This is a genomic window from Xanthomonas sontii (assembly GCF_040529055.1).
GTDB classification, from domain to species: Bacteria; Pseudomonadota; Gammaproteobacteria; order Xanthomonadales; family Xanthomonadaceae; genus Xanthomonas_A; species Xanthomonas_A sontii.
This window is the reverse complement of the sequence record NZ_CP132342.1, coordinates 4,774,866-4,801,273: the sequence shown is the minus strand read 5'-3', so window position 1 is coordinate 4,801,273 and position 26,408 is coordinate 4,774,866. Positions and strand designations below refer to the sequence as shown.

The following is a 26,408-nucleotide window of genomic DNA, read 5'->3' as shown; positions in this document are numbered from 1 at the left end:
TGCGCATGGCGGCACCGTCCACTGCAATGATTCAGCAGGCCAGCGCGTTGCCGGGTTCGCATCCGGCGGCGGTGATGGCACCGGCCGTTGCGCAGGGGCGCGTGTCGAGCTGTGCCTGCTTGGTCTCGTCGGTCCACACTACGAACGATTCGAGCACGTTGTCGCCGAAGGTGGTGCTGATCGCCACGTCGGCGGCGTCGCGGCCGCGCGCGATCAGCACCCGGCCGATGCGCGGCACGTTGTGGCGTGCATCGAAGGTGTACCAGCGTCCGTCGAGGAAGGCTTCGAACCAGCCGGAAAAATCCATCGGTGCGTCCGAGGCTGGTACGCCGATGTCGCCCAGATAGCCGGTGCAGTAGCGCGCCGGGATGTTCATGCAGCGGCACAGCGCGATCGCCACATGCGCGAAGTCGCGGCACACGCCGCGCCCTTCCTGCAGCGCCTGCGCGGCGCTCTTGGTGGCGCAGGCATGTGCATAGCCGAAGGCGATGCGCGTATGCACGTAGTCGCAGATCGCCTGTACCCGTGCCCAGCCGGGCGGCGTGCCGCCGAACAGCTCCCAGGCCATGCCACTGAGCAGGTCGGTCTCGCAGTAGCGGCTGCCGAGCAGGTACACCAGGGTGGCGTCGGGCAACTGCTCCACTGGGGTCTGCGCGGCGTCGTAGCGGTACTGGTCCGGCAGTCCGCTGTCGCGCACCACCGCATCGGCACGCAGGGTCAGCGTTCCGGCGGGCGCCTGCAGGCGCGTGCAGCGGTTGCCGAAGCCATCGCCATAGGTGCGCAACGGCACCGTCGGCACGCTGTGCAAGGCGGTGGCGGCAACGATGTCGTCGCGGCGGCTGTCGTGGATGTCCAGCATCGCCAGCATCGGCGTCGCCTGCGCGAACCGGTAGCGGATCTCGTAACCGAGGCGGATGAGCATGTGGTGTCCGATGCGGGGCGGGTTTCCGGTACGGACCGGTCCAGCCCGAGCGTGCGCAGGAGACACTCAGCTTAGTGTGAAGGCAGGCGGCAGCCGCTTCAGCATGCTGAGCGGCGTCGTGGCCAGTGCATGCCGAACGGCCGCAGGGGCAACCGGGCGTTGCGGATCGCGGGCGCCGCTGCGCCAGCCGCGTACCGCTGCACTGGGGGCGCATCGCGGCGGCGCTGCCGGTCGCGGACTGCTTGGGTGCGGGCGAGCGGTCGTCGTCGAACGGGATCGCGGATCGACACGCCAGGCGATGTCCAGCGACGTCTCGCTCCGGTCTCGCAGGCTTCATTCTCCTTCAGCGTCCGCATACCTGCCGTAGACTGCGCTGCCGCGCGCTGCCTGCCCGACGACGTATGATTCCGCTATTGACCTTGCGTGAGACGCTGGATGCCTTTGCCGCCTGCAACGACGACGGCCACGTGCGCGAGGCGTTCGGCTGGGTGCATGCCACCGGCGAGGATCCGCTGCAGGCGCGCTTCTGGTTGCCGCCCGACGAAGCCACTGCATTCGGCGACGATGACACACCGCCCGCGGCGGCGCGCGCGCTGGGCTTGGCGCCCTACCTGGAACCGGCGACGTTCGCCGACGTGCTCGACGTGCAGAAGCGGCAACGCCCGCTGTCGACGTTATACGACTACGCGCAGGCGTTGGCCTACTACGCGGAGTACGACGCGTTCCTGCAGGTCGAGGGTGTGGACGAGGCGCTCGGCGAGGCGGACGAGGACGCTTGGGAGGCGGCGCGCGCGGTTGGCGTCGGTGCAGGCGTCTTTGCCTCGTTCGATCTGGTGCTTGCGCGCTGTCCGCCCGAATGCGTCAAGCCGATAGCGCAGCAGGTCGCGCACCTGCTGGACTGGCCGATTGGCCAGGCGTTGGCCGCCTGTCGCGCCGGGTCGCTGACCGTGGGCGAGGCATTGGATGGTCTTCGTGCCGCGGCGATCGCGGCCGATTTCGCCGCACTCGGCGTTCCGCTGCAGGTGCAGGGCTACAAGGCGTTTCCGTGGATGCCAGTGCCGACGCTGGCATGAGGCGTGGTGCGGGAAGGGCGTCGGCGTTACTCAGCGCAGCGCCAGCAACTGCGGCTGCAGCCTGGTGAAGATCCGCGCCAGCCGCTGCGCCCAGGCCTGCTGGCCGGCGGCATCGGCGATCAGGTCCTGGCGGATCTCCAGTTCCACATGCGGCAGGCCGCGGCCTTCGCCGTGCACGGGCACCGCGTAGTCGCTGCTGTCGCTGACCGCATACGGCGCGTTGTCGCCGACCAGCAGGTCGTCTTCCGCGCGCAGCGCCTGCAGCAGCGCGTGGGCGAAGCGGGTGTCGCGGTGATACAGCACGCCGGCATGCCAGGGCCGCGGCACGCCGTCCATCACCGGGGTGAAGCTGTGCATCATCACCAGCACGGTGGGGCGCGCGGCGGCGCGGCGTGCGTCCAGTTCGGCGTCGATGCGCGCGTGGTAGGGCGCATGCACGGCGTCGATGCGCTGCTGCCGCTGCGCCGCCGTGAGTGCGGCGTTGCCCGGCACCACGGTGCGGTCGCTGACGGACGGGATCAGTGTCGGCGAGGCGAGCGGGCGGTTGCAGTCGATCAGCAGCCGCGAATAGGTCTGTTCGATCGCCCAGGCGTCGAGCAGCGCGGACAGCGCGCGGGTGGTGCCGGCGATGCCGATGTCCCAGCCGATGTGCCGATCCAGTTCCGCCTGCGCCAGGCCGAGGCCGTGCAACGCGCGCGGCACTGCCTGGCCGGCGTGGTCCGCCAGCAGCACGAACGGCGAGGTGCCGTGTGGTCGGTGGATGCTGAACACCGCCGGGTCGTCCGCGCCCAGCAGCGGCGGCAATGCGTGGCTGAGACCCTCAGCCACGCGGCGTGCCGTCGAGTTCGTGTTCGATCATCCACAGCCCCGCCCACAGCTTCGCATCCAGTGCGTAGCCTTCGCCCATCTTCTGCACCAGCCACGCGGCGGCGCGCGAGCGCGGCACCGAATGCACGGTGATGTCCTCGCTGGCGTCGCCGCCGCCGTTGCCGACCTTGCGCAGGCCGCTGGCGCGCACGAAGGCGATCTTCTCGTTGCTGGCGCCGGCCGAGGTCGGGCCGATCAGCAGCACTTCGGCGTGCTCGGCGGTCCAGCCGGTTTCCTCTTCCAGTTCGCGCACCGCCGACACCTCGATCGATTCGCCGGCATCGATGTCGCCGACCAGGCCGGCCGGCATCTCGATGGTGCGCGCCTGCAGCGGCACGCGGAACTGTTCGACGAACAGCACCTCGTCGTCCGGCGTGACCGCCACGATGATCGCGGCCAGGCCGCCGGCATGCACGCGCTCGGAATACTCCCAGGTGCCGCGCACGACCATGCGCTGGTACTTGCCTTCGTAGACGACGCGGGGCGGGGAATCGTGGCGGGGCATGGGCAGCTCGCAAGATGGCGGAGGAAGAAGGCGCGGTCGCGCACGGCGCGGTCCGGCGATGCGGTGCAGTGTAGAACGTGCGCTGTGTTTTTTTGATGCGCGCCTGGTCGTGCCCGGGGGCGCTGGCGCCGCGCGAGTCGCTCGGCGCCAGCGACCACACAGTGCAACCGACACAACGCGTGCGAGAGCGTGCCTGCTTCGGGCAGCGGCATCGCCTGCCCGTGGCGAAGGTCAGCGCTCAGCCGGCCACAAACTCCAGGCCGGCCGCCTGCAGCAGGCGGCGTCGGGTCAGCGGCCCGAAGCGCAGCGCCTCGCACAGGCCGTGCAGCATGTCGGCATCGGCCGCGCCGCGGGCGAACCCCGGCGCGGCCGTGTGCAGCGGCGCGTCCAGGGCGATGGTGGTCAGCTGCCGCCACAGCAGCGCGTGCTCGCGCTGCTCGCGCAGGCGCACGGCCATCTGCGCAGCGCCGCGCAGGCGCAGGAACGCCACTTCGTCGACCCGCGCCAGCAGCGTGTCCAGGTCGCCGAAATGCGCCAGCAGGATCGCCGCCGACTTGGCGCCGATGCCGGTGACGCCGGGAATGTTGTCGATCGCATCGCCGGTCAGCGCCAGGTAGTCGGCGATCTGGTGCGCATGCACCCCATGGCGCGCCTTGACCCCGGCCGCGCCCCAGCGCTGGCCGCGGCCGTAGTCCCATTGTTCGTCGAACTCCAGCAGCAGCTGCGACAGATCCTTGTCGGCGGACACGATCACGCCGTGGAAACCGTCGCCGCGCGCACGGTGCAGGGCGCTGCCGATCAGGTCGTCGGCCTCGTAGTCGTGGTGCGCCAGCACGCCCAGGCCCAGGGCCGCGCACAGCGCCTTGCAGTGCGCGAACTGGCGGCGCAGCGCGTCCGGCGCCGGCGCGCGGTTGGCCTTGTAGGCGGCGTACAGGCGATGCCGGAAGCAGCTGTCCAGCGCTTCGTCGAAGGCGATCACGATGTGCTGCGGGCGCTCGCGCTCGAGCAGGTCGAGCAGGAAGCGCGCGAAGCCGTGCACCGCATTGGTCGGCCAGCCCTGTGCGTCCTGGAATTCGTCGGGAATCGAATGCCAGGCGCGGAACACGTATAGGCTGGCGTCGACCAGGTACAGCGGCCGCGACACGGGCAGGCCTGCGTTCACGGCGTCCAGTCGCTGAGCAGCGCGCGCGGATCCGGCCGCTCGCGCTCCGGCACGTCGAGGCGGGCGGTGCCGATGTGGATGAAGCCGGCGACGTGCTCGTGCTCGGCCAGGCCCAGCCGCGCGGACACCGTTTCGTCATACGCCATCCAGCCGGTCAGCCACTGCGCGCCGAAGCCGTAGGCCTGCGCGGCCTGCAGCAGCGCGAAGCACACCGAACCGGCGGTCATCCACTGTTCGATTTCCGGCACCTTGTGTCCGCGCTGCAGGCAGGCGATCACCGCGATCACCACCGGCGCATGCGCGAAGCGTTCGCGATCCTTCTCCACCGCCGCCGGCGCCGCGCCGGGATCGCGCTGCAGGGTGCGCGCGGCGAGGATGTCGCCCAGGGCCTGACGCGCCGGGCCGGCGATGCGCAGGAAGCGGAACGGCACCAGCTTTCCGTGATCGGGGACACGCACCGCCGACTGCAGCATGGCCAGCAGCGTCTCCGCGTCCGGTCCCGGCTCGCCCAACTGCTTGGATGGCACTGAACGGCGCGCATCCAGCGCTTGCAGCGAATGAATTGTGCGCATAGTCTCGATTCCGTGGGGCGGGCGCGGAATTATAGTCGGGCGCTCGCAGGCGGCAGCGGATGCCGCAGTTACACGGACAATCGCGTTGTGTTGCTGATCTGCCGCTAGCTTCCGAATTGACGTCGGTCTCACTGCTGCCTGCGTATCACACTGCCATGACCCTTGCTGAATACGCTGAAGAGTTGTCGCCCAGCCGCAACGCGGATCTGCTCGATCAGGTCCGGGATGTGGTGTCGGTTCCGCTCGCCGGCGCTTTCGGCGAGGTGCTGGATGTGCTGGCCGAAGCGCTGTTCCGCATGGCCGAGCGCGCCGGGCCGACCCAGAACGATTATTTCGAGGCGATCCAGCTGCTGCGCCAGCAGCGCGAGCCGATCGCCGCGCGCTTCCGCGCGCACCTGGCCCAGGCCTGGCAGGCGCTGGAAGCCGGCCGTCCGCTGTCGGTGGAGCGCAGCCTGGCGCGCGAGCGCGGCGACCTCAGCCTGGTCTCGGAACAGGAACTGGACGTGCGCCTGGCGGTGCGCAACCTGGCTGGGGCGATCCAGCACCGCTGGCGGCCGGAGCTGATGCGGCTGAACCGATTCCTCGGCTTCATCGCCGGCGGCCAGCGCATCGATGCCGACAACAACCCGTTCGGCCCCGAGCACGTGGGCGCGGCGGTGTATGCGGCGCTGCACGGGCTGGTGCTGGCGCCGCAGGTGCAACTGGCGATCGTCAAGATCTGCGAGCAGGAACTGCAGGAGCGCGTCGGCGAACTGTATGCGCAACTGGAGCAGCGCCTGAACGAGGTCGCGCGCGCCCGCGCGCTGCCGAGCGGGCGCCCGCGCCGCCGCGCCATCCCGCGCCTGGGCGCGAGCGAGGACGAGGCGGCGCCGGACTGGATCAGCCGCTTCTTCGAGAACTGGGACACCGCCGCGCCGCTGTCGGCGGCGCAGCGCCGCGCCGCGCGCGCCCTGGACGCGCACGCGCGCAACGAGCAGGAGGTGCTGCCGCCGGCGCTGCGCGCGCTGCTGCACGAGGCGCAGCCGGACGCGGGCCCGGGCGACGGCCGGCGCTGCCTGTCGCCGCGCGAGCTGCTGTCGGTGCTGTCGTTGCTGCAGACCATGCCGTTGGCCGGATTCGCCGCGGTCTGCGAACACGGCGGCCCGCTGGCGCTGGGCCTGCGCCGGCAGATCGCCGGTATCGGCGCCTCGCTCGGCCTGGACCCGGCCAGCACCTGCCTGGATCCGGCCGATGCCGACACCCTCGATCTGGTCGGCCTGCTGTTCGATGTGATGCTGGAGGAATGCGTGCTGCAACCCGCGCAGCGCGAGCTGCTGGGGCAGATGCTGGTGCCGATGGCCAAGGTGGCGCTGATCGACGGGCGCCTGTTCGTGCGCGACGGGCATCCGGCGCGGCGCCTGCTCAATCTGCTGGCCGACGCCTGCGACGGCAATGCCGGCAGCACCGGCCCGGAGCAGGCGCTGCTGGCGCAGGCGCAGGCGGCGGTGGAGCGGGTGGTGCGCGATTTCGACGAGCACCTGGCGGTGTTCCTGGCGCTGGAGGCCGAGTTCGGCAGCGCCTACGAGCAGTACCGGCGCCGGGTGGAGATCGCCGAGCGCCGCGCGGCCGAACTGCAACGGGCGGAGGAGCGCCGCGAGGTCGCCCGGCAGCGCGCCGCGCAGGCGCTGCACGATCTGCTGCAACAGGCCGGCGACGACCTGACCGTGCCGCTGCCCATCGAGGCCTTCCTGCGCCAGTCCTGGTGCCAGTACGTGCAGCAGTCGGCCTTGCGCGACGACGGTCAGGGCAGCGCGCTCGCCGCGGCGCTGGCGCTGGGCGATGCGGTGCTGGCGCAGTGCCGCCAGGCCCGGAACGGTGTGGTGCCGGTAGAAGGCTGGCTGCAGCCGCAACATGCCGAGCTGACCCGGCTGTGGACCAGCGTCGGCCTGGACGCCGCGGCGGCCGAAGCCGCCTGGCAGGCCCTGCACACGGCGCTGGACGACCTGGCGCACGCGCGGCCGCTGCAGGCCGCGCTGCCGGCGACGGGCGTGGACGTGCCCGAGCCGCCCGCCGCCGAGACCGTGCCGGCACTGCCGGAACCGGCCCAGGCCACCGATTTCGACCACATCACCGCCGATTACTTCCGCATCCTGCCGCTGGGAACCTGGCTGGACTTCGTCGACCGCGAAGGCCGCGTGCAGCCCGGCAAGCTGACCTGGGTGAGCCCGATCTCGGCGCGCCTGCTGTTCGTCAACCGCCGCGGCGGGCGGCTGTGCGTCGCCTCGGCCGAGGCGCTGGCAGTGATGGCGCGGCTGGACCGGCTGCGCCTGCATCGTGACGACGATGCCTTCTACAGCGCCATGCAGGGCGTGGTCGACCGCCTGGAACGGGTGGCGGTGGCGGCCTGATCCTCGACGGGCGTGCCGTATTCATGCCGCATTGCCGCCGTAGTGACGCCTTCCATGCCTACGATCCTGCACGAGGTCACGTTCTGGAGCCAGAAATGCGCAGCGCATCACGGTCGCTGTTCAGACACCTTGCCTACCATGCAGGAGCGGAAACAGGGGCCGCGTCCGATCGTCTTCCACCTTCCTTCTATCTGGCGCCGTCCATGGCGCGGAGCCGTCGCGCATGAGTTTCAGCCCCAGCCCGCACGCACACCCGGCGCGTGACCCGCGCCTGTTGACGCAGGCGCGCGAGGGCATGCTGCCAGTGCTGGGCCAGGCCTTCGCCGCGGCGCTGGCGCATTTCGACGACGTGCTGTTCGACCGCGCCGAGAGTGCCGGCGCGTCGCAGTTGCTGTTCCTCGACGGCATGCGCGAACTGCGCCGTCGTCGCGACGAGATCGCCGCGCGCTTCCGCGCCCAGCTGCATACCGCCTGGGAAGCGCTGGAGGCCGGCGCGCCGCTCTCGGCCGAAGTCGCCCTGGCCGGCTACGGGCAGGGCCTGAGCCTGATCTCCGAACACGAGCTGGAGTCGCGGCTGGCGGTACGCAACCTCGCCAGCGTGCTGCTGCGCGAATGGAAGCCGGTGCTGACCCGCATCGACCGGCGCCTGGGCTGGATCGCCGGCGGCCTGGAGCTGGATGCGGACACCAATCCGATCGGCCCCGAACACATCGGCGTGGCCGTGCATGCCGCGTTCTCCACCAGCGACCTGGCCCCGGAAGTGCGGCTGGTGCTGATCAAGCTGTGCGAACGCGACTTCACCGCCGGGGTCGGCAAGCTCTACCAGGATCTGGACGACAGCCTCGCCCAGGCCGGGATCATGCCGGAGATCTCGCGGCCGCGACCGCCGCCGCCGCCGCGGCGCGCACCGCCGCCGGAGCAGCGCCCGCCGCGCGAGGCCGGCGCTGCCGGGGATGGCGTCGGTGCCGAGCTGGGCGAGGACGAAGAACACTACGCGCCGGCCTGGGCCAACCGCTTCGTCAACCGCTGGGCCGAGCGCCGCGGCAGCCTGCAGGCCGGCGAGCGCTACGACGACGGCGAGGCGCGCCTGCCCGGCGGTAGTCAGGGCGTGTTGCTGGAGGCGTTGCACGAACTGTTGCAGCAGACCCGCAACGCGCGCGAGAGCGCCACCTCCGCGGCGACCGCGGCGGTCGGCCAGCAACGCCCGCTGAGCCAGCGCGAGATGATGTCGGTGCTGTCGCTGCTGCAGGCCACGCCCAGCGCCACCCTGCGCGCGGCGATCGGCGACGACAGCGAGTCGCTTGCGCAGCGGCTCAAGAGCGAGGTGCTGTCCAACGCCACCCAGTTCGGCGTGGACCCGGCGCATGCACGGCTGGATCCGGTCGACGAGGATGCGATCGACCTGGTCGGCATGCTGTTCGACGTGATGCTGGACGAGCGCGACCTGGAAGGCCGCTCGCGCGAATTGATCGGCCGGCTGGTGGTGCCGTTCGTCAAGGTCGCATTGCTGGACCGGCGCATGTTCGTGCAGAAGACCCATCCGGCGCGACGCCTGCTCAATTCGCTGGCCGAGGCCTGCGAGGGCAACACCGGCGAGAGCCAGGCCGAGCGCGTGCTGATGGGCAAGGTCGAGGAGATCATCGACCGGCTGGTGGCCGAGTTCAACGAGAACCTGGCGATCTTCCTGACCCTGGAAGAGGAATTCCGCGATTTCCTGGTGCAGCACCGCCGCCGCATCGAGATCGCCGAGCGCCGCGCCGCCGAGACCCAGCGCGGCCAGGAGAAGCTGGAACTGGCGCGGCAGCGCGCCGAGGCCGAACTGCAGGTGCGCCTGCAGGGCCGGCAGTTGCCGCAGGCGTTGCAGGATTTCCTGCGGCAGCCGTGGCAGCACCACCTGACCATGGCGATGCTGCGCGAAGGCGAGGGCGGCCCCGGCGTGCGCGATGCGCTGGCGCTGGCCGACGGCCTGCTCGAGGAAGCCGCCGAGGCGCAGCGGCACATCGTCGGCAAGCCCTGGCTGCAGGCCTGGCAGGGCGCGCTGCAGCGGGTCTTCGCCAGCGTCGGCCTGCATGCCGAGGCGGCCACGGCCGCGATCGACGCGCTGCACGACACGCTGCAGGCGGTGGCCGAGCTGCGCCCGGAACTGGAGCGGCCGCTGCCGGAGTTGCCGCAGGTGGCGCTGCCGCAGCCGCCGGTGCAGGAGGCGCAACCGGTGGACGTGGCGCCGCCGCAGACCATGGACGATTTCGACAACGCCGATGCCGACCGCTTCCGCACGATGCAGATCGGCACCTGGCTGGATTTCGTCGACCGCGACGGCAAGATGCAGGCCGGCAAGCTGTCGTGGGTGAGCCCGATCTCGTCGCGCCTGCTGTTCGTCAACCGGCGCGGCGTGCGCTTCTGCGTGGCCTCGCCGGAAGAACTGGCGGTGATGGTGCGGCTGGGCCGGCTGCGCGCGCACGTCGACGACGGCGCCTTCGACAGCGCCATGCAGGGCGTCATCGACCGTCTCGATCCGCATAGCGCGACCTTGCACTGAGAGCACCGCGGCGGCGCGGGCGATCGCCGCCGTGGCGTTGCACGGGTCGCGTGTTGCTCGGCTGCCAGTATCGGCGGCGTCAGCGCATCGCCAGCGACGCGTTCCGGCGGCCGTTGGTCGCTATGCCATCGCGACGGTAGGGGCGGCTTCAGCCGCGAGGGGCTTTACTCGGAGCACCATTCGCGGCTGACGCCGTTTCCAGTCCGTGGGCCTTGGCTGGATCAGGAGGTCTCCTCCGCCGCGACCCGGTTTCCTCGCGCTGCCGGTCGCGGCTGACGCCGCTCCTGCGCCTGACCCGCGTTGGCGATCGCTTGCCGGCGATGCAGGTGTTCCCCGCGCGCCGCGCCCTTCCCGACCTGGCCATGCCCCTGGCCGCCCCGGCGGAGAACACGCCTTCGCCGAGGCGGCGTGCGCCGGGCGCCCTCGGGTCGGGGGCGCCAACGCGCCCGGTCGCCGATGCCCACTTGGCGTGCGCGACGCCTCCACCTGGCGTGCGGACGCTGTAGGATCGGCGCGGACGACAGGCAAGGCACGGGGAATCGCATGGCAGTGCAGGTGCTGGTGGTGAAGGAATCGGCGCAGGGCGAACGCCGCGTGGCGGCGACGCCGGAGACGGTCAAGAAACTGGTCGCCCTGGGCGCGCAGGTGCGGGTCGAGCCGCAGGCCGGCGTGTCGGCCGGCTTCGTCGATGCGGCCTACCTGGCCGCCGGCGCCAGCCTGGCCGATCCCGACAGCCCGGCGCAGGCGGATCTGGTGCTGTGCGTGCAGCCGTTGCCGGCGGTGGCGCTGCAGCAGCTCAAGGAGGGCGCCGGCGTGGTCGGCATCCTGCAGCCGCAGGCCGATCCGGCGCGCGCGGCGGCGCTGCAGGCGCGGCAACTGGTCGCCTTTCCGCTGGAACGGCTGCCGCGCACCACCCGCGCGCAGGCGATGGATGTGCTCAGCTCGCAGGCCGGCATGGCCGGCTACAAGGCGACCCTGATCGCCGCGCAGCTGGCGCCGCGTTTCTTCCCCATGCTGACCACCGCGGCAGGCACCATCCGCCCCTCCAAGGTGCTGATCGTCGGCGCCGGCGTGGCCGGCCTGCAGGCCATCGCCACCGCCAAGCGCCTGGGTGCGCAGGTGGAGGGCTTCGACGTGCGCCCGGAAACCCGCGAGCAGATCGAGTCGCTGGGCGGCAAGTTCCTCGATCTCGGGGTCAGCGCCGCCGGCGAGGGCGGCTACGCGCGGCAACTCACCGACGACGAGCGCGCGGAGCAGCAGCGTCGCCTGGCCGAGCACCTGAAGGGCATCGACGTGGTGGTGTGCACCGCCGCGGTGCCGGGACGGCCGGCACCGAAGATCCTCAGCGCGGCGATGGTCGCCGGCATGAAGCCGGGCAGCGTGGTGGTGGATCTGGCCGCCGAGACCGGTGGCAATTGCGAGCTCACCCGACCGGGCGAGACCATCGAACACGCCGGCGTGACCATTGCCGGGCCGTTGGATCTGGCCAGCATGGGCGCGGTGCATGCGAGCGAGATGTACGCGCGCAACGTCTACAACTTCGTCGCCCTGTTCCTGAAGGACGGCGCGATCGCCTACGACTGGAACGACGAACTGCTGGCGAAGACGCGCTGGACGGCGTGAGTGCGGTCGCGATGCTTGGGCGCCAGTTCGGGTGGCGTTGATCTGCGGGCAAGGTGAACCCGTGCAAGAGCGGTTTCAGCCGCGACCGGGTTTACCGGGAACGCCGTGGGGGCTGAAGCCGCTCCTGCGGGGCGATTTCTGCGGCGCTGGACTCCATGCGCCGCACACGACGAGGCGAGGGCGCGCGCGCCATGCGCATCGGGCTTGAACCGGCGCCGCGTTTCGCCTACCTGGCAGCATCCGGCGGCGGCAGGTTGTCCGGGCCGGCATTGGCGCGGATCCAGGCGGCGCGTTGTGCCGGCGTCATCGCTTCCCAGCGGTCGCGCAGCGCCTTGCGCTGGTCCGGCGGCAGCGTGCGCATGCGCTCGAACAGCACCCGCGCCTCCTCGCGCTGCTGCGGGGTCATGTCCTCGTAGCGGCGGGCGCCCTTGCGTGCGCGGTCGCGTTGCTCGGGGGTCATCGACTGCCAGCGCTGCGCGTGCTCGAACATGCGTCGGCGTTGCTGCGGGGCATCGTTCCAGCGCTGCCGCAGGGGCGCGATCAGCAGCTCGCGCTGCTGTGGGCTCAGGTGTTCCCAGTCGGGCAGCGGCGGGCCGGAGTCGTCGTCGCGGTCGGCCGCGCTCGGCGGTGGCGGCGGCCCGGGCGGGGGCGGGGCGGCGAAGGCCGCCGGGACGGCAGTGCCGGCCAGCAGCGTCAGCGCCAGGGAGAGACGGATCAGGCGAGTCATCGGGTTCATTCCATTGCCAGCGAGGTATCGGAGCCCAGCCACAGGTACAGGTCGGGATTTTCGTCGAGCATCGCGGTCGCGGCCTGGTCGCTGTCGGCGGCCGCGCCGGCGCGCACCGAGGCGGTCGCGGCCACGGTCGTGGCAGTGGCAGTGGCAGTGGCGGTGGCGACGCTGGCGGTGGTGGTGGTCGGCATCGACGGTGCGGGGCGCAGCAGCAGATGCACGCCCAGCGCCGCGCCGAGCAGCGCAGGGACCGCCGCCAGCAGCCAGCCCCAGCGCCGGCTTGGCGCCGCGTGCGCACGGCTGGCCTGCTGGCGTGCGGCGCGCAGCCGCGCCAGGGTCGGCGCGGGCAGGGCCTGCAAGCCGTCCTGGTGGACGGCGCGCATCTGCGTGTCGAAATCCGCCGGGCGGGTGCGATCGGATGTCATCGGACGTCCTCCAGATGTTTCTGCAGCGCCTCGCGGGCGCGCGACAGATGGGTCTTTACCGAGCCTTCCGAGCAGCCCATCGCGCGTGCGGTGGTGGCCACGTCCAGCTCTTCCAGTACGCGCAGGGTGAAGGCCTCGCGCTGGCGCGCGGGCAGCGCGCGCAGCGCCGTCACCAGCCGCGCATGGGTCTGCCGACGCTCGTGCTGCTCGGACGGATTGGGGCCGTCGTCGGCCCAGTCCGGCGGGCTGTCCGCGTCACGCTCGCTGGTCGGCGCCCAGAAGCGCAGGCGGAAGGTGCGGCGGCGCTGCAGGTCGATGATGCGCCGGCGCAGGATGCTCCAGAACAGCGGCGTCCATTCCTGCGCCGGGCGCTCGCGATAGGCCAGCAGCTTGATCATCGCGTCCTGCACCGCGTCCAGCGCGTCCTCGCGCTGGCGCAGTCCGGCTTCGGCGAAGCGGAACGCGCGCGGCCCGATCTCGGCCAGGAACGCGTCCAGCGACGCCGGCAGCGGGCGCTGTTCGGTGTCGGCATCGGTCGATGGCGGTGCGAGGGCGGGCGTGCTCACCAGCACAGCTTAGCTTCCGGCAGGGGGATGCCGTGGTTAACGCGCGGTGGCGGGCGTGGTTGACCGGCCGGGCCTCGCGGCCTTCGCGCAAGCGCATGCCGGCATCGCACAGCGGTTCAGCACGCGGTTATGATGCGGCGGACGGGCGCGGCGCCCGGGAGAATGGTGCGATGAGCGACGGGTTCGTGGCCTTGTACATCTTCATGCTGGCGGCCATCGCCGGGCATGTGATCATCTCGCGGGTGCCGGTGATCCTGCACACCCCGCTGATGTCCGGTTCCAACTTCATCCACGGCATCGTCCTGATCGGCGCGATGGTGGTGCTGGGGCATGCCGACACCACCCTGGAGAAAGCCATCGGCTTCGTCGCGGTGCTGCTCGGTGCCGGCAATGCCGCCGGCGGCTATGTGGTGACCGAGCGCATGCTGGACATGTTCAAGTCCAGCAAGCCGGATGCCTCCAAGACCAAGGCGAAGGATTGAATGCGCGGCATCGGCGCACCGCCGCGGCGTTGGCCGTGGCCGTCCTGCTGGCACCGCTCGGCCTCGCGCCGGGCGTCCTCTCGTACCTTCTGCCACTCGGGCAGATGTCCTTTTTCGGAGCACGCGTGCTGATGGAACTGTTGCCGATCCTGATCAAGAGCAGCTATCTGGTCGCCGCCACCCTGTTCCTGCTCGGCCTGCAGCGCATGGCCTCGCCCAGGACCGCGCGCAGCGGCATCCGCTGGGCCGGTTTCGGCATGCTGCTGGCGACCGCCGCCACCTTCCTGCTGCCGGGTCTGCACAACCTGCCGCTGATCGTGCTGGCGATCGTGCTCGGCACCGCCGCGGCGTGGATCTCCGCCAAGAAGGTGGCGATCACCGACATGCCGCAGATGGTCGCGCTGTACAACGGCATGGGCGGCGGCTCGGCGGCGGCGATCGGTGCGGTGGAGCTGCTGCGCTTCTCGTTCCTGATGCGCCGCGATACCACCCATTGGAGCGAGGCCGCGATCGCCGCGCTGGCCGCGCGCCAGCCGGATGCGACCACGCTGGCGCTGGCGGTGATCGGCTCGGCGATCGGCGCGGTGTCGCTGTCCGGCTCGATCATCGCCTGGGCCAAGCTCGACGGGCGCCTGGACAAGCGCGTCACCTTCCCCGCGCAGCAGGCGTTCAACCTGCTGGTGTGCGTGGCGATGCTGGGCGTGGGCGCCTGGGCCGCGATCAGCCTGAGTCCGCTGGCGATCGTGCTGTTCTTCGTGCTGGCGCTGGCCCTGGGCGTGCTGATGACGCTGCCGATCGGCGGCGCCGACATGCCGGTGGTGATCTCGCTGTACAACGCCTTCACCGGCCTGGCGGTGGCCTTCGAGGGCTACGTGCTCGGCAACGAGGCGCTGATCATCGCCGGCATGATGGTCGGCGCGGCCGGCATCCTGCTGACCCGGCTGATGGCCAAGGCGATGAACCGGCCGATCCGCGGCGTGCTGTTCTCCAACTTCGGCGGCGGCGGCCAGGCGCAGGCGATCGCCGGCAGCCAGAAGCCGATCGAGGCCGGCGACGTGGCGGCGATGATGGCCTACGCCGAGCGCGTGGTGATCGTGCCCGGTTACGGCATGGCGGTTGCGCAGGCGCAGCACAAGATCTGGGAACTGGCGCAGCGGCTGATCGAGCGCGGGGTCAAGGTCAAGTTCGCGATCCATCCGGTGGCCGGGCGCATGCCCGGGCACATGAACGTACTGCTGGCCGAGGCCGGCGTGCCCTACGACCTGATCGCCGACATGGACGACATCAATCCCGAGTTCGCCAGCACCGACGTGTCGCTGGTGATCGGCGCCAACGACGTGGTCAACCCGGTGGCCAAGACCGACCCGGCCAGCCCGATCTACGGCATGCCGATCCTGGACGTGGTCAATTCCAGGAACGTCATCGTCATCAAGCGCGGCAAGGGCACCGGCTTCGCCGGCATCGAGAACGCGCTGTTCTATGCCGACAACACCCGCATGCTGTACGGCGACGGCGCCGAGGCGGCCGGCGCCCTGGTCAGCGAACTGAAGGCGCTGGATGGCGGCGGGCATTGAGCCGTTGCGGGCGGGGCAGGGGGGGCGTAGCGAGTGCAGGGCGCGCAGGAGCGGCTTCAGCCGCGATGGGCGTTACCGGTAACGCCCATCGCGGCTGAAGCCGCTCCCACAAAAACGATGCGCTTCATGGCGAAGGCGGATGATCGGGGCGTTGTCAGGCCGCAACCACCATCGCCATGCCAGCGGCGTCCGCCGCACTCCGGCCGTGCTCAGCGCGCGCTGAAATACGCCGTGGCCACGCCGATGCCCAGCCACAGCAGGTCGCCCGGGCTGTTGGCCAGCAGGGTCAGGGTCCAGGCGTAGTGGGCGCCCATCTTCAGCGACGAATCCCACACGTTCAGGCCCAGCCCCGCGCCCATCTGCGCGGCGGCGATGCCCCAGTTGGCGGCGACGATCACCAGCACCGTGGCGCTCATCGCCACGGCGATGCGCAGCGGGCCGCGCGGCAGGTTGCCTAGGCGCAGCATCCAGACGATCTCCAGCGCCACCACCACGGCCATCCAGCCGGCCTGGCGACCCAGCGACAGCGCCACCAGCAACCAGGCGATCAGCGCGGTGAAACAGCCCATGGCGAGCAACAGAGGCCACAGCCAGTGCGAGGGCCTGGCCGGCGTGGAGGAAGGCGGCATTCGATGTTCCCGGAGAAGGCGTACAGGATACTTCCGGCGCGCGCCCCGCGCACTCGGATAAACTGCACGACTTGCACCGGCGGGGCCTGGCCCCATATCGCCCCCATGTACTCACGCAGCAGCGAACCTGTCCAATTCGAACGCGATTGCGCCGCGGTGATGGTGCCGCAGGGCGACGCGGTGACCCTGCCCGCCGGCAGCTACGGCTACATCACTCAGGCCCTGGGCGGCAGCTACACGGTGTTCGTGGAGGGCAATCTGTTCCGCATCGCCGGCAAGGACGGCGACGCCATCGGCAAGGAGCCGCCGCCGGGGCTGGAACTGCCCGAGGATGCCGGCGACGAGCAGGTCGAAGCCCTGATCTGGCAGCAGTTGCGCACCTGCTTCGACCCCGAGATCCCGTTCAACATCGTCGATCTGGGGCTGATCTACGACGTGACCATGCATGCGCGCGAGGATGGCCAGCGCACCGTCGAGGTCAAGATGACGCTGACCGCGCCCGGCTGCGGCATGGGCGAGATCCTGGTCGACGACGTGCGCAGCAAGCTGGAGATGATCCCGACCATCGCCGAGGCCGACGTCGAGTTGGTGTTCGATCCGCCGTGGGGCCGGCATATGATGTCCGAGGCCGCGCGCCTGGAAACCGGCATGCTCTGACCCGCGCGCGACGCCTCGCGCGTCGCGACGGAGCCCGATCGGGCGCCGCCGCTGCCGTCCCCGCGACGCTGCGGCCTGGCCATCCCTCGACTACCACAGGAATTCCCGGTGTCCGCTACCGAGCCGTCCACGCAGTTCCGCCTGACCCCGTCCACCGCCGCGCGCAGCGCCGAGGCGCGCGCGCAGATCCTCGCCGCGCCGGGCTTCGGCAACTATTTCACCGACCACATGGTCGCCATCGAATGGAGCCGCGAGCAGGGCTGGCACGACGCCGAAGTGCGCGCCTACGGCCCGCTGGCGCTGGATCCGGCCGCCTCGGTGCTGCACTACGGCCAGGAGATCTTCGAAGGCATCAAGGCCTACCGCCATGCCGACGGCTCGATCTGGACCTTCCGCCCGGAGGCCAACGGCAAGCGCCTGCAGCGCTCGGCGCAGCGCCTGGCGCTGCCGGAGCTGCCGGTGGAGCTGTTCGTGGAATCGCTGCGGCAGCTGATCGCGGTGGATGCGGCGTGGGTGCCGTCGGCGCCGGAGACCAGCCTGTATTTCCGTCCGTTCATGATCGCCAACGAGGCCTTCCTGGGCGTGCGCGCCGCGCAGAAGGCCGGCTACTACGTCATTGCCAGCCCGGCCGGCGCCTATTTCGCCAAGGGCGTGGCGCCGGTGGCGATCTGGCTGTCCACCGACTACGCGCGCGCCGCCAAGGGCGGCACCGGCGCGGCCAAGTGCGGCGGCAACTACGCCGCCTCGCTGCTGCCGCAGCAGCAGGCGCAGGCGCAGGGCTGCTCGCAGGTGCTGTTCCTCGATCCGGTCGAGGGCAAGTACATCGAGGAACTGGGCGGCATGAACGTGTTCCTGGTGATGCGCGACGGCAGCCTGGTCACCCCGGCGCTGTCGGGCAGCATCCTGGAAGGCATCACCCGCGACAGCATCCTGCAACTGGCCCGCGACCGCGGCATGCAGGTGGTGGAGCGGCAGGTGAGCATCGACGAGTGGCGCGACGGCGTGGCCTCGGGCGAGATCGCCGAGGTGTTCGCCTGCGGCACCGCCGCGGTGGTGACCCCGATCGGCCAGCTCAAGGGCAAGGACTTCGCGGTCGGCGACCTGACCGCGCCCGCCGGCCCGGTGACGCTGTCGCTGCGCCAGGAACTCACCGACATCCAGTACGGCCGCGTGGCCGACCGCCACGGCTGGCTGGTGCGGCTGGGCTGAGCCGAGCGCCCAACGCTGGGGCGGCTGTCGGCTGCCCTGGCGAATGGACCTCATGCCACTTGGCGCATGGTCCGACAGCGTCGACCATCGCCGGCGACGTCCGCGCTGGTGCGCCGGGGCGTGCGATGTGTCGCCGCCCCGCCTCCGCATCGCGCCTTCCCGGGAGTCCGCTCCCCAGACATTCCGTGTCCGTCCGATGTATGGCGCTGCCATGCAGGCGACCTCTGTCGTCTGTATCCACTGTCTCCTTTTCTTGTCCCGTGTGTCGCGCGGGAGCCAAAAATCTGCCCCTGATTTGCCGAGTCTGGCGTCTTTTCATGCTGCACTGCAGCAAAAATGAGGTGCAGTTCTCTTTATGACATCGACGTTCATTGCATTTCTTCGCTTTGTACAACGGATTTCCGTCACGCCCTGCTCCATACGCGCTTGTACTGAGCTAGCGTCGATGAATGGTCGGCAACACGCCATCCGACCGGGCTCGCAACGCACGCCAGGTTCAGGTTTCGGCCGGACCGGTGCGGCGCGGAACACCGCCATCAGGCGGCTACTCAACCGAAAGGAAGTCCGAATGTCCGAAATGTCGCATCGTGGGTCGCGCCAGCGTCCGTGGCTGGTCGTGCTGGGCGCGTCCGCTCTCACCTCCCTGCTGTTGGCCACCCCAGCCTTCGCCGGTGACGTGAACCTCTCCGGCCTGTCTTCCGAACCGACCGTACAGCGCTTCATCGTCAAGACCCGCGATGCCGCGCCGGTCAGCATCTCCAGCGCGTCCGCCGCCGCTGCGGCGCCCTCGGCGGCGCTGCGCGCGACGCTGCAGTCGGCCGCCGCCGCGCTGCCGGCCAAGAACGGCCGCGCGCTCGGCCTGACCAGCCTGCGCCGCCTGGCGGTGGGTCCGGAAGTGGTCAAGGCCAGCCGTCCGCTGGACCGCGCCGAGGCCGAGACGCTGATGCGGCAGATCGCCGCCGACCCGAACGTCGAGTACGTCGAGGTCGACCAGCGCATGACCATCGCGCTGACCCCGAACGATCCGCGCCTGGGCGACCAGTGGGCCTTCGGCACCACCAACGCCGGCATCAACGTGCGCTCGGCCTGGGACAAGGCCAGCGGCGACGGCGTGGTCGTGGCGGTGATCGACACCGGCATCACCAGCCACCCGGACCTCAACGCCAACGTCCTGCAGGGCTACGACTTCATCAGCGATGCGGATTCGGCGCGCGACGGCAACGGCCGCGACAGCAACCCGGCCGACGAAGGCGACTGGGCCGCTGCCGGCGAGTGCTACTCCGGTTCGCCCGCCTCCAATTCCAGCTGGCACGGCACCCATGTGGCCGGCACCATCGCCGCGATCACCAACAACGGCACCGGCGTGGCCGGCACCGCGTTCAAGGCCAAGATCCTGCCGGTGCGCGTGCTCGGCAAGTGCGGCGGCTACACCTCCGACATCGCCGATGCGATCACCTGGGCCTCCGGCGGCACCGTCAGCGGCGTGCCGACCAACCAGAACCCGGCCGAAGTCATCAACATGTCGCTGGGCGGCAGCGGCACCTGCTCGAGCACCTACCAGAACGCCATCAACGGCGCGGTCAGCCGCGGCACCACGGTGGTGGTGGCGGCGGGCAACAGCTCGACCAACGTGTCCAGCTCGGTGCCGGCCAACTGCAACAACGTGATCGCGGTGGCGGCGACCACCTCGTCGCGGGCCAAGGCCAGCTACTCGAACTACGGCGCGGGCATCGACATCTCCGCGCCGGGCTCGAACATCCTGTCCACGCTCAACGACGGCACCACCACCCCGGGCAACCCGAGCTACGCCTCGTACAACGGCACCTCGATGGCGACCCCGCACGTGGCCGGCGTGGTCGCGCTGATGCAGTCGGTGGCGCCGACCGCGCTGACCCCGGCGCAGGTGGAAAGCACCATCAAGAACACCGCGGCCAGCTTCTCCTGCTCGCAGGGTTGCGGCGCCGGCCTGCTCGACGCCAACGCGGCGGTCACCGCGGCGTTGAACGGCGGCAGCAGCGGTGGTGGCGGTGGCGGTGGCAGCAGCAACGAACTGCAGGATGGCGTGGCGGTCACCAACCTCAGCGCCAACAGCGGTTCCTCGCTGAACTACACGGTCAAGGTGCCGTCCGGCGCCAGCAGCCTGGTGGTCACCACCTCCGGCGGCAGCGGCGATGCCGACCTGTACGTGCGCTTCGGCAGCGCGCCGACCGACTCGGCCTACGACTGCCGTCCGTACAAGAACGGCAACAACGAGAGCTGCACCTTCAACTCCCCGCAGGCCGGCACCTACTACGTGCGGGTGAAGGCGTACAGCACGTTCTCCGGTGTCAGCCTGAAGGCCGACTACTGAGGCACTCCGTCGCGGCGGCCGCGCCATGGCCGCCGCGCACTTCCCGGTGCCGGATCGCAGCGGTCGGCCAGGACGCCGCCGCCGCCACTCTCGGTCGCCCCGCGCTTCGGCGCGGGGCTTTTTTGTTTGTGCCGCGTCCGGCCGCCCTGGTCCGGTCGTCTTGATGCATTCCGCAGCCGGGCTCGTCGCCGATCACAGATCCGCACATTGCGCCGCTTGCGCCCTCCACCCGATCCGCGCCTTGCCGCTATCCGCGGTGCAGGACCGTCCTGCGGCTGTCGCGTACGCGGTGGCCGCGGCCTGCACCGCCACGTTCGAACCTGCGCGGTGGACGGCCGACTGCGCCACGTGTACAGCCCGGGGGGAGTCTCATGTTCAAGTACAGCGTGCTTCGGCGGCGCAGCGCCGCGTGCCTTTTGCTGCTGGCAGCCGCCGGCACCGCCGCTGCCGGCGAGATCGGATTGCAGGCGCTGGCGACGACGCCGAATCCACAGCGTTTCATCGTCACCTATCGCGATGGCGCCGCGCCTGCGCTGGCCTCGCGCGCGGCACCGCTGGCGGAGGCCGCGCGCATGTTGCCGGCCCGGCGCGGCCGTGCCCTCGGCCTGGCATCGTTGCGGCGCCTGGCGACCGGTGCCGACGTCATCGCCGCCGATCGCAGCCTGGATCGCGTCGAGGCGGAGACGCTGATGCGGCGCCTGGCCGCCGATCCGGCCGTCGCTCGCGTGGAGGTCGATGTGCTGTTGCGCCCCCTGCTGGTCCCGAGCGATCCTGGCCTGTCCCAACAATGGGCGTTCGGAACCGGTACGGCGACGATCAATGTGCGCCCGGCCTGGGATCTGGCGACGGGCAAGGGCGTGGTGGTCGCAGTGCTCGATACCGGCATCACCGCACATCCGGATCTGGCGGCGAACGTGTTGCCGGGCTACGACTTCATCAGCGATCCCCTGGTGGCCGGCGATGGCGGCGGCCGCGACCGTGACGCCGCCGATCCGGGCGATGGCTATCCCGCCAATACCTGCGGTGCCGGTACGCCGGCGGCGAGTTCGAGTTGGCACGGCACGCATGTGGCCGGCACCATCGCCGCGGTCACCAATAATGCCGCCGGTGTCGCCGGCGTCGCCTTCAACGCGAAGCTCCTGCCGGTGCGTGTGCTGGGTAAATGCGGTGGTTATCTCTCCGATGTCGCCGACGCCATTGTCTGGGCGTCCGGCGGCGCCATCGCGGGCGTTCCCGCCAACCCGACGCCGGCGCAGGTCATCAACCTGTCGCTGGGTGCCGCCGGAAGCTGTTCGCCGACGATGGCAGGGGCGATCGCGAGTGCGGTTGCGCGCGGGACCAGCGTCGTCGTCGCTGCGGGCAACAGCAACAGCAATGTCGCCGGCAGCGTGCCCGCCAACTGTCCGAACGTGATCGCGGTGGCCGCGACCACCTCCGCCGGCGCCCGTGCCAGTTTTTCCAACTATGGGGCGGGCGTGGACATTGCCGCTCCCGGACAGGGCATCCTGTCCACGCTCAATACCGGCACGCTGGGGCCGGGGGCGCCGGCGTATGCGTCCTACAGCGGCACCTCGATGGCGGCGCCGCACGTGGCCGGCGTCGCCGCGCTGGTGCTGTCGGCAGCGCTGAATCCGCTGACGCCGGCGGAACTGGAGGCCCGGCTGAAGGCCACCGCCAGCCCGCTGCCGGTGGCGTGCACTGCCGGCTGCGGTGCAGGGCTGGTCAATGCGGGGGCGGCGGTGGCGGCGACAGTGAAGGCGCAGACGCTGGTGCGTGGCGTGCCGATGGCAAACCTGTCGCTCAAGGCGGGGACGTCGCTGTACTACCAGATCACCGTGCCCGCCGGCACGTCGGCGCTGACGCTGGCCCTGAGCGGTGGCAGCGGCAATGCCGATCTGTACCTGCGCGCGGGCGCCCTGCCGACCGATACCGCATACGGTTGCCGGTCGGTCGCCGCCGGTACCACCGAGCGCTGCTCGCTGACCTTGCCGGCCGGGCTCTATTACGTGCGGATCAAGGCGGTCACCGCGGTGGCGGGCGTGAGTGCGACCGCGAGTTACTGACGCGCCTCACTCGCACAGGTCGCAGGCACGTGCCTGCAGTGCGTCGAGCACCTGCGCGGCCTCCATTTCCAGCAGCAGGCCGCGCTGCCCGGCGTTGAACCAGACGCTGCCTGCGCCCAGTGCCGTTTGCTCGATCAGCACCGGCGCCGGCCGCTGCTGGCCCAGCGGACTGATGCCGCCGACCTTGTAGCCGGTGCGGCGCTCGGCCTCGGCGGCCTCCATCATCCGCGCCGCCTTGCCGCCCGCGGCGGCGGCCAGTTTCTTCAACTGCACGCGGCGGTCGGACGGGACCACCACGCAGACCGCGCGCGTGTCGACCCAGGCCATCAGACTCTTCAGCACCCGCTCCGGCGGCAGGCCCAGCGCCTGTGCGGCCTGCAGGCCCTTGGCGCCGGCTTCGGCTTCGTAGTCGTAGGGATGCAGCCGGTAGACGACGCCGGCCGCATCCAGCGCCTTGGTTGCGCGCGTGGCCTTGGACATCGTCGCCGCTCAGGCCGCTTCGAAACGGTTCGCCGCCACGTTCTTGCGCACCTTCTGCGGGTCCCAGATGCGCCCGTTCATGGCGATGTAGACGCCGGCCGGCAGCGACTGCACCGCGCCGACCGCGCAGCCGATGTTGAACTCGGCGTCGGAGCCGCGGAAGCGCGCCGGGTTCAGCGCGCCGGTCATCACGATGGTCTTGCCCTCGATCGCCTGCAGCACCTTGCCGGTCTGCACCATCGAGTCGGTGCCGTGGGTGATCAGCACATGCCGCGCGGACTGCGCGGCGATGGTGGCGCGGATCAGCTCGCGGTCTTCGTCGGTGATGTGCAGCGAATCCTTGCGGATGATCGGGATCACCGTGAAGCGGAAGGTCACGCCCAGTTCCTTGAGGATCTGGCCGATCTGCGGGTCGCCGATCTGGTAGTCGGACTTGTCGTCGAAGTAGATCTTGTCGATCGTGCCGCCGGTGGTGACGATCAGGAGTTCTTCCATTGCCGTTCCTAGAAGCATGTCGGGGCGCGGCCGTGGCCGCGCAGGCCGTCCATGATACCGGGCGCGGCGGTACGGCCGCTCAGTCGCGCCCGGCCGCGCCGCGGCGGCGGGCGAAGCGTGCGCGGATGCCCGGCGCGCTGGACAGGCCCACCACCAGCAGCGCCAGCAGCAGTTCCGCCCAGCCGTAGCCACGCTGTGGCGGGTGGCTCCAGGCGGTCATCACCCCGTGGCTGAACCACAGCAGCGCGCCGACGCCGCTCCAGAATCGTGCCACTGCCGAGCCGCGCAGCACGCCCACGGCCAGCAACAGCGGCGGCAGCGCGAACACCAGCAAGGCGGCGAGACGGTGGCGATCGTCGTGGAACCAGGTCGCGAACAGTGCCGTCAACGCCAGCAGCGTCGCCCCCAGCGCCACCCGCAGGCGCCCGCCGCTCATGGCGCTGCCAGTCGTTGCGCGATCTCGGCCAGGCGCCGGCCGAGTGCGCGCGCCAGGTGCGCTTCTTCCTCGCTGGGCTGCGGATCGTCGTCGGCGCCGGCGACGTGACTGGCGCCGTACGGCGTGCCGCCGCTGCGGGTGCTGCTGAGCAGCGGTTCGGTGTAGGGAATGCCGACGATCAGGCAGCCGTGGTGCAGCAGCGGCAGGTGCATCGACAGCAGGGTGGCTTCCTGGCCGCCGTGCAGCGACGCGGTGGAGGTGAACACCGCCGCCGGCTTGCCGGCCAGCGTGCCGCTGGCCCAGTCGGCGCCGAGCCCGTCGATGAAGTGCTTGACCGGCGCGGCCATGTTGCCGAAGCGGGTCGGGCTGCCCAGTGCCAGGCCCACGCACTCGCGCAGGTCGCTGGCGTCCACGTACGGCGCGCCGCTGTCGGGCACCGGCGGTGCGCTGGTCTGGGTGACCGCCGCCACCGGCGGCACGGTGCGCAGGCGCGCGGCCATGCCCGGCACCTCGCCGACGCCGCGCGCGATCTGCCGCGCCAGGCGCGCCACCGAGCCGCCACGGCTGTAGTACAGGACCAGAATCTCGGCCATGCGGCCCTCTCGTGGATCGGAACGACCGCCAGTATCGACGATGCCGGCGTCCATGCGCATCGGGTACCCTTGCCCGATGCAGCCGCTGGACACCGTCAATCTCTGGGCCGATCGCCTGCGCGACCGCGCGCGCATGCGCAGCTTCGCCGGCTTCCTGTGGCGGCGCTTCCTCGACGACCGCCTGTTCCAGGCTGCGGCCTCGCTGGCCTACACCACCATCTTCGCGCTGGTGCCGCTGGCGGTGGTGGTGTTCGGGGTGCTGTCGGCGTTCCCGGTGTTCGACAAGTGGAGCGACCAGCTCAGCGACTACATCTTTTCCAACTTCGTGCCGGCCGCGGCGCGTTCGGTGGAGTCCTACCTGCGGCAGTTCTCGGCCAGCGCCGGGCAACTGACCACCGCCGGCGTGATCGCGCTGGTGGTCTCGCTGCTGATCACCCTCAACAGCGTCGAGCAGACCTTCAACCAGATCTGGCGGGTGGTGTCGGCGCGGCCGCAGCTGACCCGCTTCCTGGTGTACTGGACCGTGCTGACCCTCGGCGCGCTGCTGGCCGCGGCCTCGCTGGCGGTGTCGGCGCGGTTCTTCGCGCTGCCGCTGTTCAAGACCAGCGAGGGCCGGCTGCTGGCGCAGGTGGTGCTGAGCGTGGCGCCGGTGCTGATCGAATTCGTCTGCATCACCCTGGTGTACCGGGTGGTGCCGCATCACACGGTCAAGCTGCGCCATGCGGTGCCGGGTGCACTGCTGGCGGTGCTGCTGCTAGAGCTGGTGAAATGGGGCCTGAGCCTGTACCTGGGCAGCTTCCAGTCGTACCAGCGCATCTACGGCACGGTCGCGTTCGTGCCGATCTTCCTGCTGTGGATCTACATGAGCTGGATCGCGATCCTGCTCGGTGCCTCGGTGTCCTCTTCGATCGCCGCCTTCCGCTACCAGCCGGCCTCGATGCGCCTGCCCGCCGGCTACGAGATCTATGGCCTGCTGCGCCTGCTCGGCCGCTTCGCGCAGGCGCGCAGGCAGGGCAGGGGGCTGCAGGAGGACCAACTCCTGGAACTGGAGCCGATGCTGACCGATTCGCTGGTGCAGGAACTGCTGTGCGAACTGGAGCGCATCCGCCTGCTCAGTCGTACCGAGCAGGGCGACTGGATGCTGGCCCGCGACCTGAGCGACGTGCCGGTGGCCGAGCTGTACGAGAATTGCCAACTGCGCATCCCTGTCGTCGAGACCTATCTGCCGTGCCGCGACGACGCCCTGGGCCAGGCGGCGTGCCGCGCGCTGGACGAACTGCGCCTGCCGTTGCGCGACGTGCTCAAGCGTCGCGTCGGCGACCTCTACACCGAGATTGGAGACCTTGCATGACCGCCATGCGCCTGCTGTTCCCGCTGTTCGCCGCTGCCGCCTTGCTGGCCGGGTGCGACCGCCAGCCCACGCCCAAGCCGGCCGACGGCGCCGCGACCACCGCGTCGTCCACCGCGCCCAAGGCGCCGCCCGCCCCGGCAGCGCCGGAGGCGCCCGCTGCGCCGGCGGCCGGGCCGTCCGTGGTGCAGGAGACCCGCCCCGAGCCGACCCTGAAGATGAAGGCGGTGGACGGCCGCGAGTACGACCTGGCCGCGCATCGCGGGCAGTGGGTGGTGGTGAACTTCTGGGCCACCTGGTGCGCGCCGTGCCTGAAGGAGATGCCGGAACTGTCGGCCTTGCACGTGATGCGCGACAACATCGAGGTGGTGGGCCTGGCCTACGAGGACATCGAGCCGGCGGAGATGCAGGCGTTCCTGAAGCAGCACCCGGTCGCCTATCCGATCGTCATCGTCGACACCTATGCGCCGCCGGCCGACTTCGCCACCCCGCGCGGCCTGCCGATGACCTACCTGATCGCGCCCGACGGCAAGCTCGCCAAGCAATTCCTGGGGCCGGTCACCGCCCACGACATCGAAACCGCGATCGCCGCCGCCGGTGGCCCGGCGCCCGGGCAGGGCAAGGGGAAGGGAAAGGCGGCTGGGTGAGGGGGCGGTGGCCTAGGTGACCGCGGCCGCCGCCGGGATTGGGGATTGGGGATGCGCGCGTCCTTGCGTGCGCA

Annotated in this window: 25 protein-coding genes; 12 read left to right on the top strand and 13 right to left on the bottom strand. The window is 70.8% G+C overall.

What is annotated here, in order from left to right:
- Positions 1-31: 31 nt before the first annotated feature.
- Positions 32-922: a transglutaminase family protein gene (locus tag RAB70_RS20385; protein WP_148829883.1), complete on the bottom strand. Its 891-nt coding sequence runs from the start codon at positions 920-922 to the stop codon at positions 32-34.
- Between the two features lie 467 nt (positions 923-1,389).
- Here RAB70_RS20385 and RAB70_RS20380 point away from each other — a divergent pair, with 467 nt between their 5' ends.
- Positions 1,390-1,995 (top strand): hypothetical protein, encoded by a 606-nt coding sequence (locus tag RAB70_RS20380; RefSeq protein ID WP_225851715.1) that lies wholly within the window; start codon positions 1,390-1,392, stop codon positions 1,993-1,995.
- Positions 1,996-2,025: 30 nt separating this feature from the next.
- On the opposite strand, the gene RAB70_RS20375 is transcribed toward RAB70_RS20380, so the two are convergent.
- From RAB70_RS20375 to RAB70_RS20360, 4 genes are all read right to left on the bottom strand, one after another.
- Positions 2,026-2,823, bottom strand: coding sequence for an N-formylglutamate amidohydrolase (locus tag RAB70_RS20375; protein WP_170268185.1), 798 nt, complete (start codon positions 2,821-2,823; stop codon positions 2,026-2,028).
- Positions 2,816-3,367, bottom strand: coding sequence for an NUDIX hydrolase (locus RAB70_RS20370; protein WP_148829884.1), 552 nt, complete (start codon positions 3,365-3,367; stop codon positions 2,816-2,818). Before RAB70_RS20370 ends, RAB70_RS20375 begins: the two co-directional genes overlap by 8 nt.
- 238 nt (positions 3,368-3,605) lie before the next feature.
- The gene (locus RAB70_RS20365; RefSeq protein ID WP_148829885.1) at positions 3,606-4,529 is read right to left on the bottom strand and encodes a 5'-3' exonuclease H3TH domain-containing protein; all 924 of its coding nucleotides are present in this window, start codon (positions 4,527-4,529) and stop codon (positions 3,606-3,608) included.
- Positions 4,526-5,101: a nitroreductase gene (locus RAB70_RS20360; RefSeq protein WP_017911349.1), complete on the bottom strand. Its 576-nt coding sequence runs from the start codon at positions 5,099-5,101 to the stop codon at positions 4,526-4,528. The genes RAB70_RS20365 and RAB70_RS20360 overlap by 4 nt, the downstream gene beginning before the upstream one ends.
- 155 nt (positions 5,102-5,256) lie before the next feature.
- Here RAB70_RS20360 and RAB70_RS20355 point away from each other — a divergent pair, with 155 nt between their 5' ends.
- From RAB70_RS20355 to RAB70_RS20345, 3 genes are all read left to right on the top strand, one after another.
- Positions 5,257-7,488: a DUF1631 family protein gene (locus RAB70_RS20355; RefSeq protein WP_170268184.1), complete on the top strand. Its 2,232-nt coding sequence runs from the start codon at positions 5,257-5,259 to the stop codon at positions 7,486-7,488.
- 223 nt (positions 7,489-7,711) lie between these two features.
- A complete protein-coding gene (locus tag RAB70_RS20350) occupies positions 7,712-10,027 on the top strand; it encodes a DUF1631 domain-containing protein (protein WP_148829886.1) in 2,316 nt (771 codons plus the stop codon).
- 543 nt (positions 10,028-10,570) lie between these two features.
- Positions 10,571-11,650 (top strand): NAD(P) transhydrogenase subunit alpha, encoded by a 1,080-nt coding sequence (locus tag RAB70_RS20345; RefSeq protein WP_017908585.1) that lies wholly within the window; start codon positions 10,571-10,573, stop codon positions 11,648-11,650.
- A 226-nt stretch (positions 11,651-11,876) separates the two neighbouring features.
- On the opposite strand, the gene RAB70_RS20340 is transcribed toward RAB70_RS20345, so the two are convergent.
- From RAB70_RS20340 to RAB70_RS20330, 3 genes are read right to left on the bottom strand one after another with little or no spacing between them, the layout of a single operon-like run.
- Positions 11,877-12,377 carry a DUF3106 domain-containing protein gene (locus RAB70_RS20340; protein WP_026143493.1) on the bottom strand — a complete coding sequence of 167 codons (501 nt, stop codon included), beginning with the start codon at positions 12,375-12,377 and terminating at the stop codon, positions 11,877-11,879.
- A 5-nt stretch (positions 12,378-12,382) separates the two neighbouring features.
- Positions 12,383-12,805: a hypothetical protein gene (locus RAB70_RS20335; RefSeq protein WP_265530864.1), complete on the bottom strand. Its 423-nt coding sequence runs from the start codon at positions 12,803-12,805 to the stop codon at positions 12,383-12,385.
- Positions 12,802-13,377: an RNA polymerase sigma factor gene (locus RAB70_RS20330; protein ID WP_017909518.1), complete on the bottom strand. Its 576-nt coding sequence runs from the start codon at positions 13,375-13,377 to the stop codon at positions 12,802-12,804. Before RAB70_RS20330 ends, RAB70_RS20335 begins: the two co-directional genes overlap by 4 nt.
- Before the next feature lie 164 nt (positions 13,378-13,541).
- Between RAB70_RS20330 and RAB70_RS20325 the strand changes: the two genes are divergently transcribed.
- Together RAB70_RS20325 and RAB70_RS20320 are read left to right on the top strand one after the other, a co-directional pair.
- The gene (locus RAB70_RS20325; RefSeq protein WP_017909519.1) at positions 13,542-13,853 is read left to right on the top strand and encodes an NAD(P) transhydrogenase subunit alpha; all 312 of its coding nucleotides are present in this window, start codon (positions 13,542-13,544) and stop codon (positions 13,851-13,853) included.
- Between the two features lie 131 nt (positions 13,854-13,984).
- A complete protein-coding gene (locus RAB70_RS20320) occupies positions 13,985-15,427 on the top strand; it encodes an NAD(P)(+) transhydrogenase (Re/Si-specific) subunit beta (protein ID WP_087963684.1) in 1,443 nt (480 codons plus the stop codon).
- A gap of 209 nt (positions 15,428-15,636) precedes the next feature.
- Here the strand turns inward: RAB70_RS20320 and RAB70_RS20315 are convergent, their stop codons facing one another.
- Positions 15,637-16,056: a hypothetical protein gene (locus RAB70_RS20315; RefSeq protein ID WP_148828334.1), complete on the bottom strand. Its 420-nt coding sequence runs from the start codon at positions 16,054-16,056 to the stop codon at positions 15,637-15,639.
- A gap of 105 nt (positions 16,057-16,161) precedes the next feature.
- Between RAB70_RS20315 and sufT the strand changes: the two genes are divergently transcribed.
- The 4 genes from sufT to RAB70_RS20295 all read left to right on the top strand — a co-directional run bounded on the left by sufT (position 16,162) and on the right by RAB70_RS20295 (position 22,335).
- Complete coding sequence (sufT, locus tag RAB70_RS20310; RefSeq protein ID WP_017909071.1) at positions 16,162-16,713, top strand: putative Fe-S cluster assembly protein SufT; 552 nt, start codon at positions 16,162-16,164, stop codon at positions 16,711-16,713.
- A gap of 108 nt (positions 16,714-16,821) precedes the next feature.
- Positions 16,822-17,922 carry a branched-chain amino acid aminotransferase gene (locus RAB70_RS20305; protein ID WP_010341242.1) on the top strand — a complete coding sequence of 367 codons (1,101 nt, stop codon included), beginning with the start codon at positions 16,822-16,824 and terminating at the stop codon, positions 17,920-17,922.
- Positions 17,923-18,499: 577 nt separating this feature from the next.
- Complete coding sequence (locus RAB70_RS20300) at positions 18,500-20,272, top strand: S8 family peptidase (RefSeq protein ID WP_017909072.1); 1,773 nt, start codon at positions 18,500-18,502, stop codon at positions 20,270-20,272.
- Positions 20,273-20,643: 371 nt separating this feature from the next.
- The gene (locus RAB70_RS20295; protein WP_148828335.1) at positions 20,644-22,335 is read left to right on the top strand and encodes a S8 family peptidase; all 1,692 of its coding nucleotides are present in this window, start codon (positions 20,644-20,646) and stop codon (positions 22,333-22,335) included.
- Positions 22,336-22,341: 6 nt separating this feature from the next.
- On the opposite strand, the gene ybaK is transcribed toward RAB70_RS20295, so the two are convergent.
- The 4 genes from ybaK to wrbA form a co-directional block, all read right to left on the bottom strand.
- On the bottom strand, positions 22,342-22,815 hold the full coding sequence (ybaK, locus tag RAB70_RS20290; protein ID WP_017909074.1) for a Cys-tRNA(Pro) deacylase: 474 nt from the start codon (positions 22,813-22,815) through the stop codon (positions 22,342-22,344).
- Positions 22,816-22,824: 9 nt separating this feature from the next.
- Positions 22,825-23,310 carry an asparaginase domain-containing protein gene (locus RAB70_RS20285; RefSeq protein WP_017909075.1) on the bottom strand — a complete coding sequence of 162 codons (486 nt, stop codon included), beginning with the start codon at positions 23,308-23,310 and terminating at the stop codon, positions 22,825-22,827.
- A gap of 79 nt (positions 23,311-23,389) precedes the next feature.
- Positions 23,390-23,746, bottom strand: coding sequence for a DUF2069 domain-containing protein (locus tag RAB70_RS20280; protein ID WP_148828336.1), 357 nt, complete (start codon positions 23,744-23,746; stop codon positions 23,390-23,392).
- The gene (gene wrbA / locus RAB70_RS20275; RefSeq protein ID WP_043091380.1) at positions 23,743-24,339 is read right to left on the bottom strand and encodes an NAD(P)H:quinone oxidoreductase; all 597 of its coding nucleotides are present in this window, start codon (positions 24,337-24,339) and stop codon (positions 23,743-23,745) included. The genes RAB70_RS20280 and wrbA overlap by 4 nt, the downstream gene beginning before the upstream one ends.
- A gap of 76 nt (positions 24,340-24,415) precedes the next feature.
- On the opposite strand from wrbA, the gene RAB70_RS20270 reads away from it, so the two are divergent.
- Both RAB70_RS20270 and RAB70_RS20265 read left to right on the top strand, forming a co-directional pair.
- Positions 24,416-25,690: a YihY family inner membrane protein gene (locus RAB70_RS20270; protein WP_148828360.1), complete on the top strand. Its 1,275-nt coding sequence runs from the start codon at positions 24,416-24,418 to the stop codon at positions 25,688-25,690.
- On the top strand, positions 25,687-26,334 hold the full coding sequence (locus tag RAB70_RS20265; protein ID WP_408068847.1) for a TlpA family protein disulfide reductase: 648 nt from the start codon (positions 25,687-25,689) through the stop codon (positions 26,332-26,334). Before RAB70_RS20270 ends, RAB70_RS20265 begins: the two co-directional genes overlap by 4 nt.
- The last annotated feature ends 74 nt before the right edge of the window (positions 26,335-26,408 follow it).

Coding starts and splice junctions, on each gene's coding strand:
- RAB70_RS20385 (WP_148829883.1), bottom strand. CDS start 922: ATGCTCATCCGCCTCGGTTACGAGATCCGCTACCGGTTCGCGCAGGCG.
- RAB70_RS20370 (WP_148829884.1), bottom strand. CDS start 3,367: ATGCCCCGCCACGATTCCCCGCCCCGCGTCGTCTACGAAGGCAAGTAC.
- RAB70_RS20360 (WP_017911349.1), bottom strand. CDS start 5,101: ATGCGCACAATTCATTCGCTGCAAGCGCTGGATGCGCGCCGTTCAGTG.
- RAB70_RS20355 (WP_170268184.1), top strand. CDS start 5,257: ATGACCCTTGCTGAATACGCTGAAGAGTTGTCGCCCAGCCGCAACGCG.
- RAB70_RS20350 (WP_148829886.1), top strand. CDS start 7,712: ATGAGTTTCAGCCCCAGCCCGCACGCACACCCGGCGCGTGACCCGCGC.
- RAB70_RS20345 (WP_017908585.1), top strand. CDS start 10,571: ATGGCAGTGCAGGTGCTGGTGGTGAAGGAATCGGCGCAGGGCGAACGC.
- RAB70_RS20340 (WP_026143493.1), bottom strand. CDS start 12,377: ATGACTCGCCTGATCCGTCTCTCCCTGGCGCTGACGCTGCTGGCCGGC.
- RAB70_RS20335 (WP_265530864.1), bottom strand. CDS start 12,805: ATGACATCCGATCGCACCCGCCCGGCGGATTTCGACACGCAGATGCGC.
- RAB70_RS20325 (WP_017909519.1), top strand. CDS start 13,542: ATGAGCGACGGGTTCGTGGCCTTGTACATCTTCATGCTGGCGGCCATC.
- RAB70_RS20320 (WP_087963684.1), top strand. CDS start 13,985: ATGGAACTGTTGCCGATCCTGATCAAGAGCAGCTATCTGGTCGCCGCC.
- RAB70_RS20315 (WP_148828334.1), bottom strand. CDS start 16,056: ATGCCGCCTTCCTCCACGCCGGCCAGGCCCTCGCACTGGCTGTGGCCT.
- sufT (WP_017909071.1), top strand. CDS start 16,162: ATGTACTCACGCAGCAGCGAACCTGTCCAATTCGAACGCGATTGCGCC.
- RAB70_RS20300 (WP_017909072.1), top strand. CDS start 18,500: ATGTCGCATCGTGGGTCGCGCCAGCGTCCGTGGCTGGTCGTGCTGGGC.
- RAB70_RS20295 (WP_148828335.1), top strand. CDS start 20,644: ATGTTCAAGTACAGCGTGCTTCGGCGGCGCAGCGCCGCGTGCCTTTTG.
- ybaK (WP_017909074.1), bottom strand. CDS start 22,815: ATGTCCAAGGCCACGCGCGCAACCAAGGCGCTGGATGCGGCCGGCGTC.
- RAB70_RS20285 (WP_017909075.1), bottom strand. CDS start 23,310: ATGGAAGAACTCCTGATCGTCACCACCGGCGGCACGATCGACAAGATC.
- RAB70_RS20280 (WP_148828336.1), bottom strand. CDS start 23,746: ATGAGCGGCGGGCGCCTGCGGGTGGCGCTGGGGGCGACGCTGCTGGCG.
- wrbA (WP_043091380.1), bottom strand. CDS start 24,339: ATGGCCGAGATTCTGGTCCTGTACTACAGCCGTGGCGGCTCGGTGGCG.
- RAB70_RS20270 (WP_148828360.1), top strand. CDS start 24,416: ATGCAGCCGCTGGACACCGTCAATCTCTGGGCCGATCGCCTGCGCGAC.
- RAB70_RS20265 (WP_408068847.1), top strand. CDS start 25,687: ATGACCGCCATGCGCCTGCTGTTCCCGCTGTTCGCCGCTGCCGCCTTG.